Here is an 18,473-nt window from a genome sequence, read left to right on the forward strand (position 1 = left end):
TTTATCAAATTTTTGTTAGTTTGCTTAATAAAAATTATTATAAGTGTATTTGTTAATTATTATGTCTTATTGAGTGTTATAGTTTACTTTTTCTATCTATAATCTCTTGATTTCTCATTAGTGTTTTTTTACCTCGCCATGAGAAGGCTCGACGACCGTATTTTGCTTTGAATTCTTTGTTCGTTAGTGCTTCTAGTTCGTCTATATTGACATACGGCTCTATCTGTTGAAATTCAGGGATAGGCGTAGTTGGGATATCTTTATTGTGAGGACACACTTCTTGGCATACATCACAACCAAATACGAGTGGAGTTTTAGCGAGGATATTTTCCTCTTCATCAGTGAGTTCTCCTTTTTTCTGCGTCAAGAAGCTTTTACAAGTGTTGTATTTAAAATCGTCATGACCTAAACATTGACCTAAGCACGCTGTAATACAACGATTGCATCCCATGCAGGACTGCTCAAGGGGGGGATTTGGCTCGAGCTCTAGTGTTGTTAAAATTGTGCCAATAACGACATAAGAACCCCACTTAGGACTGATAAAACAGTTGTTTTTTCCATAAAAGCCGAGACCTGCCAAGTAGGCCATGTACCGATCGGCTAAAGGAGAGGTATCGCAATGAATGGAGAACTGAGCCGAGTCATCAATTATTTGTAATCTTTCAATAAGACGTTCTAAATATTCATTAATGATTAGGTGATAATCTGTAGACCATGTATAGCGAGATAGATTGAATTGGCCTTTGTGTTCTACATGGTATGGGAATAGACAAACGATGGCACTTTTCGGTATGAATTGTTTCGTTCCTAGTAGCCTTGCTTCTACATCTGCCGTAGTGAAGGGGCATGGGTTGCTTTCAAATAAAATAGTTTTGGCTTGTTCAGGCAGTGGCCATGAGGCAATTCCAAATTCATAAATATGTAATTCTTTGCAAATTTCCTGTAAATTTATATCTTTCATCGTAGATTTAGTGGTAAATAATTGGTAAAATAAAAGTATAAGAAATGCGTGAGATTCTATAGAACTTTATTATGTTTGTAGTTTGGTGATAACTGTATTTTTATAGTTAGCACCGTAATTCTGTTAGTATTAGTATATCATTGAGAGGACAGATTATGTTAGCATTTATGAAAGTATTACAACCGAAGACGGTGGAAGAGGCTTATGAATTAGCCACAAAGAACAAAACTGCTCCTATGCTAGCAGGCGGCTGTTGGCTGCGTCTAGGACGACGAACTTGGCCATCAGTGATTGATATGGCAGGTCTTGATTTGCGTTATGTTCGTGAAGAAGATAAGGAGTTTGTAATTGGCGCTATGGCGACACAAGGAGATGTGGAACGCTTTGAGCCTTTACAACAATTCTGCGGCGGTGCCGTAGTTAAAGGCGTTAAGGAGATTCTTGGCGTTCAATTTAGGAATACTGCTACCATGGGCGGTTCTGTAGCAAGTAAATTTGGCTTCTCAGATATCATTCCTGCTTTATTGGCAGTACATGCAGACATCGTAACCTTTAAAGGTGGTCGTATGTCCATGCAAGACTATATGAAATATAGAGAACGTGATATTCTCGTGGAAATTCGCATCCCTAAAGTAGATGTACCTGTAGCTGTTGAAGCTCTTCGCATCTCTCGTGGCGACTTCCCATTATTAACAGGTGCTCTTCGCCATGACGAAAAAGGCGTTGAATTATACATCGGCACAAGACCTGGTACACCTCAATTAGCAGAAAAAGCAAGTGCTTTGCTTTCAGAAAGAGGATTATCTGCCGCAAAAGAGGCAGCTCAATTGGCATCTGAAGAACTAGTGTATCAATCTAACTCTCATGCGTCCAAAGAATATCGCATGGAGATGGTAAAAGCAATGGTTCAACGCTTAGCTAAGGAGGTGGCACAATAATGGAACTCGTACTTAATATTAATAACAAAAATGTAACTGTTAATGTGCCAACTGATGAGATGTTGTTAGATACATTGCGCAATCTTGGCTATTACAGTGTCCGCTGTGGCTGTGACACCACAAACTGTGGCCTTTGCACTGTATGGGTGGATGATGAAATTATTTTGTCTTGTGCTTATCCTACATTTCGTGCGCCAGGCCATAAGATTACTACATTAGAAGGTTTACAAGAGGAAGCTGAATTATTGGCGGCTTGTATCGCAAGTGAAGGCGCAGATCAGTGTGGTTTTTGTACAACTGGCATGATGATGAGTGCTATCAATTTGAAACGCAAAAATCCAAAGGCTAGCGATGATGAAATTCGCGAATACCTTATAGGTAACTTGTGCCGCTGTACTGGTTATGAATCACAACTTCGAGGAGTTCGTAAATTCTTAGAAGGAGGCCTATAATGATGAACAAGCATATTGGTAAATCCTATGACAAAGTTGACTCAAAAGGTATTTTGTCTGGTAAACCGTCTTATACTGGCGATTTTGTTCCCAAAGATGCGCTTGTTATTAAGGTTCTTCGTAGCCCTCATGCTCAAGCGCGCATCAAATCTATTGATACATCTAAAGCTAAATTGATCCCTGGCATAGAAGCTATTTTTACTTATGAAGATGTGCCTAATACGCGATTCACATTAGCAGGTCAAACATATCCAGAGCCATCCGCTTATGATGCGCTCATCTTGGACTCTGTAGTTCGTTATGTTGGAGACGAAGTAGCTCTCATCGTAGCAAAAGATGAAGCTACAGCGCTTAAAGCAATGCCACTTATCAAGGTTGAATACGAAGTACAGAAACCTGTACTTGATATGCACACTGCTATCGACCATGAAACTATAGTACATCCTGAGGATGATATTCATAACAATATCCCCGTAGGTCAAGATTACAAACGCAATATTTGCGTATCCTATCACAAACGGGTAGGAGATGTGGAAGCAGAACTCGCTAAATGTGATTACGTGGCAGAAGGTACATACTTTGATCAGGCCACACGCCAAACAGCGATGGAACCATTCCAAAGCTTTGGATATATAGATGCGCTAGGTCGTGTAGTTATTGTATCCTCCACGCAAATCGTATTCCATGTACGCCGTCACATCGCTCGTGCACTCGGTATTCCGGCTACAAAAGTCCGTGTAATTAAGCCTCGTATCGGCGGCGGCTTCGGTTCTAAACAAACAGCTTGTACAGAAATTATGACAGCTTTCGTAGCGTGGACACTAAAAAAACCTTGTTATCTTTTATACGATCGTACAGAAGCACAAACTTGCTCCACTACACGTCATGCTCGTGAATGGAAAATCCGTGTAGGTGCTACGAAAGATGGCATTATTAAAGTTATTGATATGGACTCCATCACAGCCGCTGGGGCACATGCAACTCATTGCTTCACTACTACAACGGCTGGTGAACATAAATCTGTACCGTTGTACAACAAAGCGACTGCTGTTCATTATGGTACAGAAGGTGTGTATACTAACCAAACTCCGGGAGGTGCTTTCCGTGGGTACGGTGCAACAGAAGCATTGTGGCCATTAGAGTGTGCAGTAAACCAGTTAGCCGACAAAATGGGGATTGATCCAGCTGAATTACGTCAGAAGAACTTAATAGCGGAAGGTGAACAAAGCTTAGTATATGCTCCAGATGAATATCTTGATTCTGGTCTTTTCCAAGATACTGTAAATCGTGTAAAAGAAATGGCTCGTTGGGATGAACGCCCTCATTCTTGGGACATCGATGAGCGCTATCGCGGTGGACTTGGCATGGCTTTAGCATTACAAGGCTCTGGTGTCGCAAATATCGACGTAGCATCTGTTGAAATCCGACTTGGTGACGATGGCAATTATACATTGTATACTGGATCTTCTGATATGGGCATGGGGTCTAATACCGTATTAACTCAAATGGCCTGTGAAGTAATAGGTTGTCCTATGGAATATATGACTGTTATTGAATCAGATACAGATATCGTACCATTCGATCCAGGGTCCTACGCATCTAGTACAACCTATGTAACGGGTACTGCTGCTAAGATGGCTGCAGAAGAGTTACGCACTAAGATTATTGCTAAATTTGCTCAATTCTTTGAAACCGACGTTGAGAACGTTGACTTTGACGGCGTTGTAGCTACCACGAAAGACGGCTCCAAAACAATGGATATACATCAATTGGCACCAAAATTATTAGTTGGTGCTAATGCGGAGCAATTGTCTGGTTTCGCTACATGGGGCAGTCATACGTCTCCACCTCCATTTATGGCATCTATTGCTGAGGTAAAGGTAGATAAACAAACAGGTAAGGTTATTCCTCTTCATTTCTATTCTTGTGTTGATTGCGGTACTGTTATCAACCCTAAATTGGCTCGCGTTCAAGTTGAGGGTGGTGTGGTACAAGCTATCGGGATGGCTTTATATGAAGATGTACGCTATTCCAACAATGGTCGTTTGGAAACAAATAATCTTATGACTTATAAAATCCCAACCCGTCAGGATATTGGTGAATTACATACAGACTTTGTAGAATCTTACGAGCCTACAGGTGGCTTCGGCGCTAAATCTATTGGTGAGGTTGTCATCAATACGGGGTGCCCTGCGATCCAACATGCCATTAAAAATGCAGTTGGTGCGGATATTCGTACATTACCTATGACACCTGAGAAGGTATTTATGGCTATGGACGAGAAATATAAAGTATAGAGATTTCTAGTTCCTTTTACTTTCTAAGGAGGCCTGGTTCTATGACATCACAAACATCCTATTGGAATCGATTGATTCAGCCGGGAATCGTTGCCCTTGTTGGGGCAGGCGGTAAAACGACTGTGCTTTCAAAACTAGTAGAATATGGACGGCTGAAAGGTCAGCCAATCGTAGTTACGACTACAACTCGACTCTATGAATCTCAGGTGGCTCATTATGAACCGATTTATACTCGTAATATTAATGAAGCTGATGAATATTGTACTGACCGACTTTTACGTGGCTATTGTGGTGCGTGGTTCGCTGGAATTACAGGAACAAAAGTAGACTCCTTAGATTGTGATCTTATCGATGGTTTATCCAAGTTACATCCCAATTGGCAAATTGTTGTAGAAGCAGATGGGGCGAAGGAAAAATGGCTCAAGGCACCTAAGACGACCGAACCTGTCATTCCATCTCTTACAAAGACTACGATTGGCCTCGTAAATCTACAAATGCTAGGGGCCCCATTAGATGATGAGCACGTACATAATATCGAGCTCGTTCAAGATATCGTAAAACGCGATATGGGGGCTATTGTAACTCCGCGTATGTTGGCTGATCTTGTTTTGCATAAACAAGGTTTATTCCAATATAGTAAAGGCAAGAAAATACTGTTCTGTACTGGTTATGAAACAGTGCAACATCGCATTATCGATGATTTTATTGATCATATTGTTGATAGCGATATTACGGCTATCATTTTGGCTGATGGATATAAAGCAAGTTGTGAAATCCGTCGCATTATTCAATGTCGGTAGGTACTCATGACTATTATGAAAGCAAATTGTGACACCGCTTTTAGTCCCATGAAAGACCCCATAGACCGTCATCCTTTGCATATTGGTATTGTCCTCCTTGTGGGAGGGCAATCCAAGCGCATGGGATGTAATAAGCAACTCTTGCCCTGGCGTGGTAAGACTGTTCTAGATGCGGTCTGTGGGGCTCTTCAATGTGGATGGGGTGGACAGGTAGTTTCTGCTGCGTCGTGTAAACTACCTTTTGTGGCAGTTACTGGTGATGATCATGAGAAACTAGAACCTATTGTCACAAGCTATGGTTTTGAAGCCATTCGAAATGACCATCCTGAACTAGGGCAAGGAGTATCCATAGCGTTGGGAGTACATCATTTGGTGAATACGTCGCCCATACCGCTAGACGGTATTCTCTGTTCAGTAGGGGATCAACCACTTCTGACGAGTGCTGTTGTACATGAGGTCATTAGTGTATTTAGTGATAACTTTCATCCGAAAACTATCGTCGTTCCACATTATGGGGCGAATTATCACTCGGGGAATCCTGTTATCTTTGGTTCTCATTGGTTTGATTTTTTACAACAGATTCAAGGGGATCAAGGCGGTAAGACCATTATTCGTGGTGCTGGTAAAGCCCATGTCGTGAAACTATGGATTAGTGATGATATTGGCGACGATATAGATACACCCGATGATTTTGAGCGTTTGAAACATCGTGAAAGTGAGGCATTATGAAACCATTGGTACTCATGCGTGGAGGCGGAGACATCGCTTCCGGCGCTGTATATAGATTGAGACGGGCGGGCTATCCCGTTGTAATTAGTGAAATAGCGATTCCTACCATGATTCGCCGCGAAGTATGTTACGGTAATGCGGTTCATCGTGGAGAAATGATTTTGGAACGTTTTGTTGCTCGTCATGTGTCTATTAGTGAAGTGAAGGATACATTGGCACAGGAAATCATTCCCGTTGTCACTAGCTCATATGAGGAATTATTGGACACTTTAAAACCAGAGATTGTAGTCGATGCTATTTTGAGTAAAAAGAATCTTGGAACAAAACGAGATGATGCAGAGCTCGTTATAGGTGTTGGCCCTGGATTTACTGCTGGAGAAGATGTAGATGTGGTCATTGAAACGATGCGTGGTCATTCATTAGGTCGCTGTATCTATGATGGGCCGGCTCAACCTAATACAGGTATCCCTGGAAATGTAGGTGGCTACACTCATGAGCGCGTTATCCATTCTCCAAAGGCTGGACTATTTACAGCAAAACGGCATATTGGCGATTCTGTACAAGCCAATGAGGTGATTGGTTATGTCGATGAAGAACCAGTCCGAGCTAAAATTACAGGCATTCTACGAGGAATTTTAAAAAGTGGGCTCATCGTATCAGATCATTTTAAGTTGGCTGATGTGGATGCTCGTTGTGAAGAGTCTCATTGTTATAGTATTTCAGATAAATCTCTAGCTGTTGGTGGTGGCGTTTTAGAGGCTGTTACTGCTTGGGATTATGAAAGGAATCTAGATGAAAACAATTTATGATGTGATGAAAAATCGTCTACAGGTTACTGAAACTACCGTGATGGTTACAGTTCTATCCGGTCCTCGTCAAGGGGATAAGACTATTTATGCCGAAGATGGTAGCGTCCTATATGGTACTCCTATTGAAGGCTTTACTGTAGATAAAGCAAAGCTAAATTCTCTCTGCATGGTAGGCGAAATGGAGTGTTTCGTACAACCTGTAGAAAATGATCCGTCAGTTCTCGTATTAGGCGCAGGTCATGTTAGCCGAGCTATTACTGATTTGCTGTTGTTTATTGGCTGTCGTGTTACAGTCGTAGATGACCGTCCAGAATATGTGGTTCCTGAATTCTTTGATGAACGTGTTACACGTAAGTGCTTACCTTTAGAAAACTTTAAGAATGATTTACCTCTTGATGAATATAATGGCTTTATCATTGTGACGCGTGCTCATGAGTACGATAATATATGTTTAGAACAATTGCGTGGTTACTTGCCTACGTATATGGGTGTTATGGGTAGCCAAAAACGCATTCATCATGCTTTTGAAGTGTTGCGTGAGCAAGGTTGGACCCAAGATGAGTTAGATATGATTTATGCTCCAATTGGTCTAGACCTTGGTGCACAAACACCTGAGGAGATTGCATTATCTATCGTTAGTGAATATTTGGCAGTGGTACGTGGTAAAAAAGGCGGCTCATTGCGGAAAGGTAGAGTGAGCCATGAATCGTGAGTTTATTGAATATCTTAGTGAACGTAAAAACGAAACCTTAGCAGTAGCCACTATTTTATATACCCGTGGATCCACACCTCGTAAAGCTGGTACATCTATGGTTGTATTTCCTGATGGCTCTATTTTTGGTACTATTGGCGGCGGTCGTGCAGAAAATGAAATCCGTCTAAGTGCTGTGGACTCTTTGAATAAAAAAGAAGCTCACCGCCGTATTGATGTTCTCCTCGATGATGACGTAGCTGTTAAAGAAGGTATGGTTTGTGGGGGGCAAATGGATGTTTGGATTGAAACACAAAACATCTAATAAAAATCTCATTCAGCGTTTGTTTATAAATTTACAGTACTTTCAAAATGAGTTAAAATATAAGGTACAGTCAAAGAATTGACTGTACCTTATTATTTTGTATAAGGAGCTATTTTTATGCATATTGACGCACTTATACATACCTTTAGGCTTCTTGATATTGTTGATATCATAATCGTTGCCATTGGTATTTACTATTTATATAAATTGCTTAAAGATACGAGGGCCGTTTCTCTTTTAAAAGGTCTCGTTATGTTGGCAATTTTAAATTTATTGAGTCATTTGTTAAATCTATACGTTATCAACTGGATTTTGCAACAAAGTATGACCGTTCTTCTCTTTGCGTTACCGGTTGTATTCCAACCAGAATTGCGTCGTGCTCTAGAACAATTGGGGCGTGGACGAATTTTCAGCAAGGCACAAAATGTAAACGAAGAAGAAATGGATATGGCCATTAATGAAGTAATGGCTGCGGCTCGCGTTATGTCTCGTGAACATACGGGGGCACTTATCGTTTTTGAACGTGAAGTAGGTCTCAATGACTTTGTAGATACTGGTATTCTTATTGATGCTGTATTGAGCCGCGAGTTGATTAAAAATATTTTCGTTCCAAGTACACCTCTTCATGATGGGGCCTTGATTATTCGTGATGGGCGAATTCGTGCAGCAGGCTGCTTGTTGCCGTTGACTGAGGACCGCACATTGAGTACTGAACTAGGTACACGTCACCGTGCAGCTATTGGTTTGTCTGAGCAAACTGACGCTGTTGTAGTCGTTGTCAGTGAGGAAACAGGGACTATTTCTTATACGTATGGCGGTCATATTTATCGCCATTTACCAGAGGATCAAATTAAAGAGGCATTGCGCACCTTTATGGAACGCCCTCGTCAAACCATTACTAGTATGTGGAAATGGAGGGCAAATAAATGATGATTCATTTGAAACGCAATTGGCCTGCTAAATTATTATCCTTGTTAGCGGCTATCGTTATGTGGTTCTTTATTATGCGTGATCAGAACCCTGTGATGGAGGTAACCTATACAATACCTGTACAGGTTCAAAATCTCAATTCTGGCTATATCATAGAAGATGCACCAGATGTGGTCCGTGTTGTACTAGCTGGCCCACGTGATACCATTATGTCTATGAAATCAGATAATTTACGGGCTTATATTGATGCATCCGGTGTAAAACCAGGTCAAAATAATGTAACTATTAATTTTACTCCTCCTGCAGGAATGAATCTTGTGGAGGTTAAACCAGACACCATCACCATCAATGTTGATGAATATGCAGAGAAAACAATTCCTGTTGAAATAGTTCCAATCGGTAAGTTCTCTGATGATATTGCTTTGAAATCGGTAACGATTGTGCCGAAAGAGGTAACTGTTTCTGGACGCAAACAACAAGTTAACGCAGTGAATAAGGTTGTCATGAAAGTTAATGTGGCTGGTCAAACGAAGAACTTTAGCGCTGTTAGTACTTTAGAAGCTTGGGATACGGCAGGTAATGTACTGGATGTACATATTAATCCAAACCAAGGTCAAGCACAATATGAACTTAACTTATTACGTAAAGAAAAGGCAGTTCCTATTACTGTTCCGACTGTTGGTACAGTAGCAGAAGGTTATGAAGTTAAGTCTACGTCTGCTACACCAACGCAACTAACGGTTACCGGTCGTGAAGAAATGATTGATTCCGTTACAGAAATACAAACAGAACCTATCGATGTGTCGGGTGCTACTGAAACTGTACAGGGTAATTATAATTTGGTATTACCGAATGGAGTTAATAGCAATACCACAACGGTACGGGTGAAAGTAGAAATACAAAAGAAAGTACTTAATGGATGATAAGTTTTTTGTGAGGCTTTGAAATCTTGTGACAAAGACCCTAATAGAGCGAATATTTCTCTATTAGGGCCTTTTTATGATTTATATATTAGCTTTTATGGTAGTGTTGTATAATAAAGATGTATGACTATTTTCTTACAGATCAAGTGGTAAAGAATTTTGGTCAAAGATTAAAGAAGTAGGCTCGCCTAAAAGGGAGGCTTTAATAGGAAAGATATGATTAGAATAATAAATCTCCGCGTGGCTGTTACGGTTAAGTCGGATATCAGAAGTATTGTAGAAAAGAGATATCCCCCGTTACGTGGTGCTATCGAAACGATTCATGTTGTTCGACGTGCCGTAGATGCCCGTAAGAAGCCAAACATTGTTTTTGTATATACCCTATTCATTGAGGTTCATAATGAAGCTCAAGTTATGAAAAAGCTTGGTAAAGAAAAGGATGTATCTGTATTTGCTGCAGAAGATCCAGAACCTATAGTTTTGGGGTCTGTACCATTAGCACATCGTCCTGTTGTTATGGGCTTTGGTCCTGCGGGGATGCTTGCAGCCTTTTACTTAGCTCGTGAAGGCTATCGCCCTATCGCACTTGAACGCGGTCAAGATGTAGATACACGTAGTCATGATGTAGAAACATTTTGGAAGAAGGGCGTATTTAAACCTGAATCCAACGTACAATTTGGGGAAGGTGGCGCAGGAACTTTTTCCGATGGTAAGTTGACAACTCGCATTACCCATCCGCGTTTACATGAGATATCTAAATACTTTGTTGAGTTTGGTGCGCCTGAAGAAATATTATATAAACATAAACCTCACGTAGGTACAGATAAATTGCGTACTATGGTAAAAGCCATGCGTGAGCGCATCATCGAATGGGGCGGTGAAGTCCGTTTTGGTTCTAAGGTAACGGATTTGTTTGTTGAAAATGACCGTATCGTAGGCGTTGAAGTTAATGGTAGTGAGCGTATTGATACGACTGTTGTTTTGTCTGGTGTAGGCCATAGTGCGCGTGACACATACGAGATGCTTCATAAACGCAATGTGGAAATGACGGCAAAACCCTTTGCTATCGGTGTTCGTATTGAACATGATCAGGCTGTAATCGATGAGTCCCAATATGGCGTGGAACCATCTAGCTTGGGCCTCGGTGCAGCAGAATACTCTCTCGTATACCATGATAAAGAAACAGGCCGTACTGCGTATAGCTTCTGTATGTGCCCAGGAGGTCAAGTAGTAGCATCTGCCTCTGAAAATGGTGGCGTTGTCGTAAATGGCATGAGTTTGTACGCTCGTGATAGCGGTGTTGCCAATAGTGCTATCGTGGTCAACGTAGGTCCAGATGACTTTGGTACTCATCCATTAGATGGCGTCGCATTCCAACGAGAATGGGAACGAAAGGCCTATGAGTTGGGCGGATCTAATTTCCATGCACCTGCACAAACAGTAGGGCAGTTTTTAGGGCTTTCACAAGCACCTAGTGTACAAAATAGTATATATAGCTACGAGCCAGGTGTCGTGAATTGCGATTTACATGATTGCTTGCCACCGTTCGTCACATCCGTATTAGAGCGAGCCTTGCCATACTGGGGCCGTCGTATCCGTGGATTCGATAATCCTGCGGTGTGTATGACAGGCGTTGAAACGCGTACCTCTGCACCGCTTCGTATGGGACGCAATGAAGAACGCATTTCTCCTACTGTAGGAGGTTTCTATCCTATGGGTGAAGGAGCTGGCTATGCAGGGGGAATTATGAGTGCTGCCCTTGATGGTGCGGAAACAGCCATTTTATGTATGGCAAAATACGCTAAACCTAATTAGTGGGGAAATTATACTGATGGATTGAATTACAGTATAGATTCATACTATTTATGTAATATAGATGTGACTTTATAGTAGGTATGCTTTCTATATTGTGATATAATACACAACAGTAATTATTGAAATGATACACACGGTAGATATATAGACTTGTGAAACTTTCACAAATCCTTAAAGGAGGATAATTATGGCTCGTTTATTTGGTACAGATGGTGTACGTGGTGTTGTTAATGAGTTTTTAACGCCAGAATTAGCCTATCATTTAGGTCGTGCGGCAGGAACGCATTTTGGTAAGGAAAAGGAACATCCTACGTTCTTGATTGGGCGCGATACGCGAATTTCTGGTTCTATGCTTGAAAGTGCATTAGCAGCGGGCATTTGTTCTGTTGGCGGTAATGTAGTGATTGCAGGCGTTATCCCAACTCCAGCAGTAGCGTACCTTGTACGTCAACAAGGGTTTGATGCGGGTGCTGTTATTTCTGCATCTCACAATCCATATCCAGATAATGGCATTAAATTCTTTGATAGCAATGGCTATAAATTACCTGATGAAGTGGAAGATGAATTGGAAAAATATGTTCGTCAAAGTGCAGATAATGAATTGGCGCGTCCTACAGGGAATGGTATAGGTAAAATTGAGTTTAATAGTAACTTGGCTCATTTATATGCTCATTTCGTACGTCACACAATCGATACGTCCCTTGAAGGGTTGACTATCGTTTATGATGGTGCCAATGGCGCAGCTTCCAGTGTAGGTCCGGAAATTTTGTCTGGACTAGGGGCTAAAGTCATCAATATTAATGTGAATCCAGATGGCTTGAACATCAATCATCACTGTGGTTCTACGCATATCGAAGGATTGCAAGTAGCTGTGCAACAACATAATGCAGACCTTGGTATTGCTAATGATGGCGATGCTGACCGCTGTTTATTGGTTGATGAAAAAGGTCAAGTTCTCGATGGCGATCAAATTATGTTGTTATGCGCTCTTAAGTTGAAAGAAGAAGGCAAACTTAAAGGTGATACCATAGTTGGTACCGTTATGAGTAATATCGGATTCCATAAAGCAGCAGAAGAACTTGGTATGAAAACGGTTTCCACTGCTGTTGGTGATCGGTATGTATTGGAATACATGCGTGAACATAATCTTTCCGTTGGCGGTGAACAATCTGGTCACGTAATCTTCTTAGATCACAACACCACTGGTGACGGTATGTTAACAGCTGTTCAAGTGGCGGCTCTTATGAAGGAGAAAAAGCAGCCTCTTTCTGAATTGGCTTGCATTATGACAAAATACCCACAAGTTCTTGTAAATGTTCGTGTAGCTACAAAAACTGGCTGGGAAGATAATGATCTTATCAAAGCTGCTATCGTAACAGCTGAAGGAGAGCTCGGTGACGAAGGTCGCGTACTTGTACGTGCCTCTGGTACAGAACCACTCATTCGCGTTATGGCAGAAGGTCCAGACCAAGAAACATTACAATCATTATGTGAAGAAATCGCTGATATTATCGGTAGAGAACAAGGGTTGGCAGAGTAACATAAAATTGAGATTAAGACCTCTGAGGTATCTAGTAGTAATTTAGATACTTTAGAGGTCTTTTTTTTCTCAATATTAAATTAATTAGATATGAGGTGGAAATTCCCCATGACATTTATCTTTATTGACTGAAAAGAATTCATAAATTATAATTAGCTCATCAAATATTCATGAGTTTTAAATGAAGCTTTGCGCATGGTTTATAAAGGTGCTGATTATGGAGTCAAAGAAAAAGAAAGATTATCGTGATAACTTTAGAAATGCATCTATCTCTGGTGGGATGGTAGAGACCGTTGATAGATTTGGTTCTGCAAACAAAGAGCATTTAGTTGCGTATTCTGGGATTGATAATGAGCGTTCTAAAGTATTAAAAAAAGGATTAGAAAGAACAGCAAGTTCAAAAGTTAATTCTAAGTACAAATTTAAGAATGAACACCAACAAGCTGGATTTTCTGCTGAAGATAAAACAGTAGCACGTGCTAATGCAGAGGCAATTATTGAAAAACGAACAGAGCGCATGGTTCGTACTGATGATATAGGAAGAGTAAATGATCCTCTTTATGATACGGTAATTATAGATCGTGATGGCAATATAGTAGAAGGAAGTGGAACACAACTTAAATTTGTTGGTGCTGCTGAGAAAGATCCATCAGGAAAATATACTGCAAAACGTGTTGTAGATTATTTAAAAAATAGTAAAAGAGATAAGTATTGGGAAAATGATGTACCGGTAGAGATTCCATCAGATCAATATAAATCTGTTAAGGATGAATTATTAAAACAAAAAAATAGTATAAAACGACAACTTGAAAGTAAAAAAATAAGTGAAGAAACTAGAGCTAAAAAAGAATTACAACTTAAGAAATTAGAAAAAATAGAATCCAAATTGAAAAAAGGTCGAGTTTCTTCTGCTGAGGCTATAGAGGCTCGTCGTAATCCTAAATTATCAACAATTAAGGACATAAATAAATTATCGCATAGGGCTGGTTTAGAAGGTGCGAAATATGGAGCTGCTATAGGTGGTATTATGTCGATAATTAATAATACCGTAGCGGTATGCCGTGGCGAGAAAAGCATGTCAGAGGCTATAAAACATGTTGCATTAGATACGGGTGTTTCAGGAGGAGTTGGCTATATTTCTACGTATACTGGTGCTGCAATAAAAGGGGTGATGCAAAATTCAAGTAATGCATATATTAGAACTATATCTAATACGGGTTTGCCTGGCATTATGGTTTCCGCTACTCTTGCAAGTGGAAAAGTTTTAAATAGATATTTAAAGGGGGAAATAGATGGTGTTCAGTGTTTGCAAGAGTTAGGACAAGAGAATATGAATATGATTTCTTCTTCTTTATATGCAGTTATTGGGCAAGCACTTATTCCAATTCCTGTTGTGGGAGGGATAGTAGGCGGAATGATGGGGTATGCATTATCCTCCGCAACATTTAGTTTGCTAAAGAATGCACTAGAAGAAGAGAAATTAGTAAAAGAAAATCGAATATTGATTGAAAAAGCTTGTGCTGAACATATTCAGAAAATGCAAGATTATAAGCGTGATTTAGAAGAGTTTGTTAATAAATATATAGCTGAAAGGATTGATTTATTTAATGAGTCTTTAACAGGGGTTTTGGATGCATTAAATATTGATGATACAGAGTGGTTTGTAGACAGCTGTAATAGTATTACTAAACAATATGGTGGTGATCCTCTTGTTGACTCTCAAGAAGAGTTTAATAGGAAAATGATTTCCAAAGATGTTTTTGTATTATAAGGAGGAAAAATGTATTTATCTGGTAATGATTATGAAGTTGCGTTGTATTATTTGTTTATGCTTTCTGATAATAAATTGACTGATGATGAAATGAAACTTTTTAAAAATATATGCTTTCGTTTAGATAAGATGGATTCATACGAAGCCATTATAAATTATTGTGATTCACTAGGAAGAGAATCTAGCTTTACGAAGTTAGAAAATGAAAAAATTGCCGAGCAATTAGAAAGCTATTACTACTCTAAAGAAATTGATTCTAAATTTTCTAAAGGTCGTTTGATTGAAATCATATGGAATCTTATTGGGTTAGCAAAAAGTGATAGTGATTATAGTGAATTTGAAAAGCATATGATTTTACATCTCTGTAATTCTTGGAATATTAATGAATCAGTTTATAAAGAGTTATTAGATTGCTCTCGGACTATGGATTGCATCGAATCTTATAGAGGTTGGGTTAGAAATACATTATCTGCTGATAAAGGGCTATTTGAAGAGGAGAAGCTTATTGATGATCAATTAACCCTAATTCAAAATATGGTAGCTAATTCAGCAAAAGAATTTACTATAAATGCATAGGAGGTTAATATTATGCCATTACCATTATTATTAATTGCAGGTGCAGCTGTTGCTGGTACTATTGGTGTAGGAAAAACTATTGATGCTATTAGTACTCAAAATAAAGCTAACGATATAAATGATGATGCTCAAAGTATTGTAGACTATGCTAAGAGCAAAATGTCTTTTGCCAGAGTCGCTTCTGGAGAATCTTTAAGCCTGTTGGGTGAATGTAAAGTTAAAATTTTGAATTCTTCTATTCACAATTTTGTAAATGAATTTAGTAAGGTAACTAATGTAGAAACAGATAACTCCGTTGATACATCTTTTGAACTTGTGATTGACGAAAAAGAGCTGGAAGAGTTAAAAGAATTATCTGTTATTGCATCTTCTTTAGCAAAAGGTGCCGCTGGAGGTGTGGTATCTGGAGCTGTTACTGCTTTTGGTGCATATAGTGCTGCCGGTATTTTAGCATCTGCATCTACTGGGACTGCAATTGCTACATTGAGTGGTGCTGCCGCAACTAATGCTACATTGGCCTTTTTTGGCGGAGGCTCGATAGCTGCAGGTGGTCTTGGAATAGCAGGTGGAACTGCTGTTTTAGGTGGGCTTGTTGCAGCGCCAGCCTTAGTAATTTTAGGTGTAGTTGCATCATCTAAAGCTAATGCGAACCTCGAAGATGCAAGATCCAATTTGGCAAAAGCAAAAGCTTTTGACTCTGAAATCGATTTAGCTGTAACAGAATGTGCCTCAATAAGACGTGGTGCAGATATGCTGAATAGATTTTTGATATCTTTAAATTCGATATTTGCTCCATTAGTATTTGAAATGACAGATATAATTAATCGTAAAGGAACTGATTTTAGTTTATATTCAGATGGAGATAAGCAGATATTTAGGAAAGCGGGTACATTGGCACGTACTATTAAATCCATTTTAAATATAGCTATCTTAAATGATGATGGTAAGCATGACTCTAATAGCATTGCACAATTAGAAGCTATAAAAAAAGAATCTAACCTTGTTTAGTTAAATTTTACGGATTAATTATGTTTTTATGTGATAAATGTGGATTATGTTGTAGAAATATTGATAAAGTTCCGCAATTAAAAGAGTTTCATAATGGTGATGGTATCTGTAAATTTTTGACTAATAATAAATGTAGTATATATGAGAGCAGGCCATTAATCTGTAATATTGATAAAGTTTATGAATTATTCTTTAGTAATTTATATACTTTGGAGGAGTTTTATAAATTGAATTATCAGGTGTGTATGATTTTAAAGAAACATAAAGTTTAATTTTGATTATAAAACTTTATAGTATAGATTCTAAAAAGTAAAGATAATGAGTAGGAGCTAATTTATTCCTACTCGTTATTAAAATCATTGGTTTTGATAGTTGATGACCGTTATGTATTGGAATATATGCGTGAACACAATCTCTCCGTTGGCGGTGAACAATCTGGTCACGTAATCTTCTTAGATCACAACACCACTGGTGACGGTATGTTAACAGCTGTTCAAGTGGCGGCTCTTATGAAGGAGAAAAAGCAGCCTCTTTCTGAATTGGCTTGCATTATGACAAAATACCCACAAGTTCTTGTAAATGTTCGTGTAGCTACAAAAACTGGCTGGGAAGATAATGATCTTATCAAAGCTGCTATCGTAACAGCTGAAGGAGAGCTCGGTGACGAAGGTCGCGTCTTAGTACGTGCATCCGGGACAGAACCACTCATTCGTGTCATGGCTGAAGGACCTAACCAAGAAGAACTACAATCTCTGTGCCAAGAAATCGCTGATATTATCGGTAGAGAACAAGGGTTGGCGGAATAAAAGTAGGGTGTGAGGCGGCAGAGGAGCTTGCGACGATGAAGCCCACACATCACTTTGTTCCGAGCGTAAGATTTCGGAAAGCAAAATCCACAGCGAGGAACCATCTTTACTGAGATTAATCTTATGGATTTTAATAATTGTGAATTCATTCTACAATTTTTATATCAAAGGTATACCCTCCTATATATGTCCCTTTGCTCCGTCCTACGTAAAGTCGCCGCAGGAACATATATAGGAGGTTTAGAGATAAGTGATATTTTAAATTGAATAATCATAATGAATAACTTTTTTGTTTTGGGTTATTCTAAGCTTAGAGGGTGACATTATGAAAACAATAGGCTTAATTGGGGGAATGAGCTGGGAAAGTACGATTACGTATTACCAAGTTTTGAATGAAACTATTAAGCAAGTTTTGGGCGGCTTACATTCGGCAAAATGTATTTTATATAGCGTTGATTTTGAAGAAATAGAAAAGTGCCAGGCAAATGGCGATTGGGATAGAAGCGCTGAAATTTTATCCGATGCGGCTCAATCTCTTGAAAAGGCTGGTGCTGATTATATTGTTATATGCACGAATACAATGCATAAAGTAGCGGATGAAATAGAAAAACATATTCACATACCTCTTCTTCATATTGCGGAAATGACTGCAGTAGAGTTAGAAAAATCAGGTATTACAAAGGTAGGTCTACTCGGTACCAAGTACACGATGCAACAAGATTTTTATAAATGTATCTTGGAAAATCGGGGGATTCATGTTGTTATCCCTAACGAAGATCAAGTTGAACTTGTGAATGGTATTATATACAATGAATTGTGTTTAGGTGTTATTTCTAATGAATCTAAACAACAATACTTAGATATTATTGGTGATTTGGTAAAATCTGGTGTACAAGGTGTTATTTTAGGCTGTACTGAAATCGGACTACTTATTAAACAGGATGATACAGATATACCGTTATTTGATACTACATTGATACATGCAAAAAATGCGGCGTTGATTTCTATTGGTAGAGCATAATATAGTTAGCTTTTATTTTTGTTTAAATAACATAACCCTCTATTAGATATTTTTATTCATTTTTAGAATATCTAATAGAGG

Annotated in this window: 18 protein-coding genes and 1 pseudogene; 18 read left to right on the top strand and 1 reads right to left on the bottom strand. The window is 39.2% G+C overall.

Going from position 1 to position 18,473, the window contains the following annotated elements; all coding sequences use genetic code 11:
* Positions 1–76 precede the first annotated feature (76 nt).
* A complete protein-coding gene (locus Q7O55_RS02770; protein WP_303928129.1) occupies positions 77–961 on the bottom strand; it encodes an epoxyqueuosine reductase in 885 nt (294 codons plus the stop codon).
* 155 nt (positions 962–1,116) lie between these two features.
* On the opposite strand from Q7O55_RS02770, the gene Q7O55_RS02775 reads away from it, so the two are divergent.
* From Q7O55_RS02775 to Q7O55_RS02855, 18 genes and pseudogenes are all read left to right on the top strand, one after another.
* Positions 1,117–1,899, top strand: coding sequence for a xanthine dehydrogenase family protein subunit M (locus Q7O55_RS02775; protein WP_303928130.1), 783 nt, complete (start codon positions 1,117–1,119; stop codon positions 1,897–1,899).
* Positions 1,899–2,351: a (2Fe-2S)-binding protein gene (locus Q7O55_RS02780; RefSeq protein ID WP_004693892.1), complete on the top strand. Its 453-nt coding sequence runs from the start codon at positions 1,899–1,901 to the stop codon at positions 2,349–2,351. The genes Q7O55_RS02775 and Q7O55_RS02780 overlap by 1 nt, the downstream gene beginning before the upstream one ends.
* Positions 2,351–4,648, top strand: a complete 2,298-nt coding sequence (locus Q7O55_RS02785) for a xanthine dehydrogenase family protein molybdopterin-binding subunit (protein ID WP_303928132.1) — start codon at positions 2,351–2,353, stop codon at positions 4,646–4,648. Before Q7O55_RS02780 ends, Q7O55_RS02785 begins: the two co-directional genes overlap by 1 nt.
* A 41-nt stretch (positions 4,649–4,689) precedes the next feature.
* Positions 4,690–5,448, top strand: coding sequence for a selenium cofactor biosynthesis protein YqeC (yqeC, locus tag Q7O55_RS02790; RefSeq protein ID WP_303928133.1), 759 nt, complete (start codon positions 4,690–4,692; stop codon positions 5,446–5,448).
* Positions 5,449–5,454: 6 nt separating this feature from the next.
* Entirely contained in the window at positions 5,455–6,177 is a 723-nt protein-coding gene (locus Q7O55_RS02795) for a nucleotidyltransferase family protein (protein WP_303928134.1), read from the top strand.
* A complete protein-coding gene (gene yqeB / locus Q7O55_RS02800) occupies positions 6,174–6,986 on the top strand; it encodes a selenium-dependent molybdenum cofactor biosynthesis protein YqeB (RefSeq protein WP_303928135.1) in 813 nt (270 codons plus the stop codon). The genes Q7O55_RS02795 and yqeB overlap by 4 nt, the downstream gene beginning before the upstream one ends.
* Complete coding sequence (locus Q7O55_RS02805; RefSeq protein ID WP_303928136.1) at positions 6,970–7,698, top strand: XdhC family protein; 729 nt, start codon at positions 6,970–6,972, stop codon at positions 7,696–7,698. The genes yqeB and Q7O55_RS02805 overlap by 17 nt, the downstream gene beginning before the upstream one ends.
* Positions 7,688–8,002: an XdhC family protein gene (locus tag Q7O55_RS02810; protein WP_012863865.1), complete on the top strand. Its 315-nt coding sequence runs from the start codon at positions 7,688–7,690 to the stop codon at positions 8,000–8,002. Before Q7O55_RS02805 ends, Q7O55_RS02810 begins: the two co-directional genes overlap by 11 nt.
* Positions 8,003–8,119: 117 nt before the next feature.
* Positions 8,120–8,932 carry a diadenylate cyclase CdaA gene (cdaA, locus tag Q7O55_RS02815; RefSeq protein WP_004697909.1) on the top strand — a complete coding sequence of 271 codons (813 nt, stop codon included), beginning with the start codon at positions 8,120–8,122 and terminating at the stop codon, positions 8,930–8,932.
* Positions 8,929–9,855, top strand: coding sequence for a YbbR-like domain-containing protein (locus Q7O55_RS02820; protein ID WP_303928140.1), 927 nt, complete (start codon positions 8,929–8,931; stop codon positions 9,853–9,855). Before cdaA ends, Q7O55_RS02820 begins: the two co-directional genes overlap by 4 nt.
* Before the next feature lie 216 nt (positions 9,856–10,071).
* On the top strand, positions 10,072–11,670 hold the full coding sequence (locus Q7O55_RS02825; RefSeq protein WP_303928142.1) for an NAD(P)/FAD-dependent oxidoreductase: 1,599 nt from the start codon (positions 10,072–10,074) through the stop codon (positions 11,668–11,670).
* Positions 11,671–11,857: 187 nt separating this feature from the next.
* Positions 11,858–13,210, top strand: coding sequence for a phosphoglucosamine mutase (gene glmM, locus Q7O55_RS02830; protein WP_303928144.1), 1,353 nt, complete (start codon positions 11,858–11,860; stop codon positions 13,208–13,210).
* 217 nt (positions 13,211–13,427) lie between these two features.
* Complete coding sequence (locus Q7O55_RS02835; protein WP_303928145.1) at positions 13,428–14,981, top strand: hypothetical protein; 1,554 nt, start codon at positions 13,428–13,430, stop codon at positions 14,979–14,981.
* Positions 14,982–14,990: 9 nt separating this feature from the next.
* Positions 14,991–15,557 (top strand): TerB family tellurite resistance protein, encoded by a 567-nt coding sequence (locus tag Q7O55_RS02840; protein ID WP_303928147.1) that lies wholly within the window; start codon positions 14,991–14,993, stop codon positions 15,555–15,557.
* A gap of 12 nt (positions 15,558–15,569) precedes the next feature.
* Complete coding sequence (locus Q7O55_RS02845; RefSeq protein ID WP_303928148.1) at positions 15,570–16,565, top strand: hypothetical protein; 996 nt, start codon at positions 15,570–15,572, stop codon at positions 16,563–16,565.
* A 20-nt stretch (positions 16,566–16,585) separates the two neighbouring features.
* Positions 16,586–16,837, top strand: coding sequence for a YkgJ family cysteine cluster protein (locus tag Q7O55_RS09295; RefSeq protein ID WP_024061253.1), 252 nt, complete (start codon positions 16,586–16,588; stop codon positions 16,835–16,837).
* A gap of 105 nt (positions 16,838–16,942) precedes the next feature.
* Positions 16,943–17,371, top strand: a pseudogene (locus Q7O55_RS02850) (phosphoglucosamine mutase); the annotation flags it as partial.
* A gap of 325 nt (positions 17,372–17,696) precedes the next feature.
* Positions 17,697–18,392, top strand: coding sequence for an aspartate/glutamate racemase family protein (locus Q7O55_RS02855; protein WP_303928150.1), 696 nt, complete (start codon positions 17,697–17,699; stop codon positions 18,390–18,392).
* The last annotated feature ends 81 nt before the right edge of the window (positions 18,393–18,473 follow it).

The sequence above is a fragment of the Veillonella parvula genome (assembly GCF_945949885.1).
Lineage (GTDB): Bacteria > Bacillota > Negativicutes > Veillonellales > Veillonellaceae > Veillonella > Veillonella parvula_B.

Coding starts and splice junctions, on each gene's coding strand:
- Q7O55_RS02780 (WP_004693892.1), top strand. CDS start 1,899: ATGGAACTCGTACTTAATATTAATAACAAAAATGTAACTGTTAATGTG.
- Q7O55_RS02840 (WP_303928147.1), top strand. CDS start 14,991: ATGTATTTATCTGGTAATGATTATGAAGTTGCGTTGTATTATTTGTTT.
- Q7O55_RS02795 (WP_303928134.1), top strand. CDS start 5,455: ATGACTATTATGAAAGCAAATTGTGACACCGCTTTTAGTCCCATGAAA.
- yqeC (WP_303928133.1), top strand. CDS start 4,690: ATGACATCACAAACATCCTATTGGAATCGATTGATTCAGCCGGGAATC.
- glmM (WP_303928144.1), top strand. CDS start 11,858: ATGGCTCGTTTATTTGGTACAGATGGTGTACGTGGTGTTGTTAATGAG.
- Q7O55_RS09295 (WP_024061253.1), top strand. CDS start 16,586: ATGTTTTTATGTGATAAATGTGGATTATGTTGTAGAAATATTGATAAA.
- Q7O55_RS02770 (WP_303928129.1), bottom strand. CDS start 961: ATGAAAGATATAAATTTACAGGAAATTTGCAAAGAATTACATATTTAT.
- Q7O55_RS02855 (WP_303928150.1), top strand. CDS start 17,697: ATGAAAACAATAGGCTTAATTGGGGGAATGAGCTGGGAAAGTACGATT.
- Q7O55_RS02775 (WP_303928130.1), top strand. CDS start 1,117: ATGTTAGCATTTATGAAAGTATTACAACCGAAGACGGTGGAAGAGGCT.
- Q7O55_RS02805 (WP_303928136.1), top strand. CDS start 6,970: ATGAAAACAATTTATGATGTGATGAAAAATCGTCTACAGGTTACTGAA.
- Q7O55_RS02820 (WP_303928140.1), top strand. CDS start 8,929: ATGATGATTCATTTGAAACGCAATTGGCCTGCTAAATTATTATCCTTG.
- Q7O55_RS02785 (WP_303928132.1), top strand. CDS start 2,351: ATGATGAACAAGCATATTGGTAAATCCTATGACAAAGTTGACTCAAAA.
- Q7O55_RS02825 (WP_303928142.1), top strand. CDS start 10,072: ATGATTAGAATAATAAATCTCCGCGTGGCTGTTACGGTTAAGTCGGAT.
- cdaA (WP_004697909.1), top strand. CDS start 8,120: ATGCATATTGACGCACTTATACATACCTTTAGGCTTCTTGATATTGTT.
- yqeB (WP_303928135.1), top strand. CDS start 6,174: ATGAAACCATTGGTACTCATGCGTGGAGGCGGAGACATCGCTTCCGGC.
- Q7O55_RS02810 (WP_012863865.1), top strand. CDS start 7,688: ATGAATCGTGAGTTTATTGAATATCTTAGTGAACGTAAAAACGAAACC.
- Q7O55_RS02845 (WP_303928148.1), top strand. CDS start 15,570: ATGCCATTACCATTATTATTAATTGCAGGTGCAGCTGTTGCTGGTACT.
- Q7O55_RS02835 (WP_303928145.1), top strand. CDS start 13,428: ATGGAGTCAAAGAAAAAGAAAGATTATCGTGATAACTTTAGAAATGCA.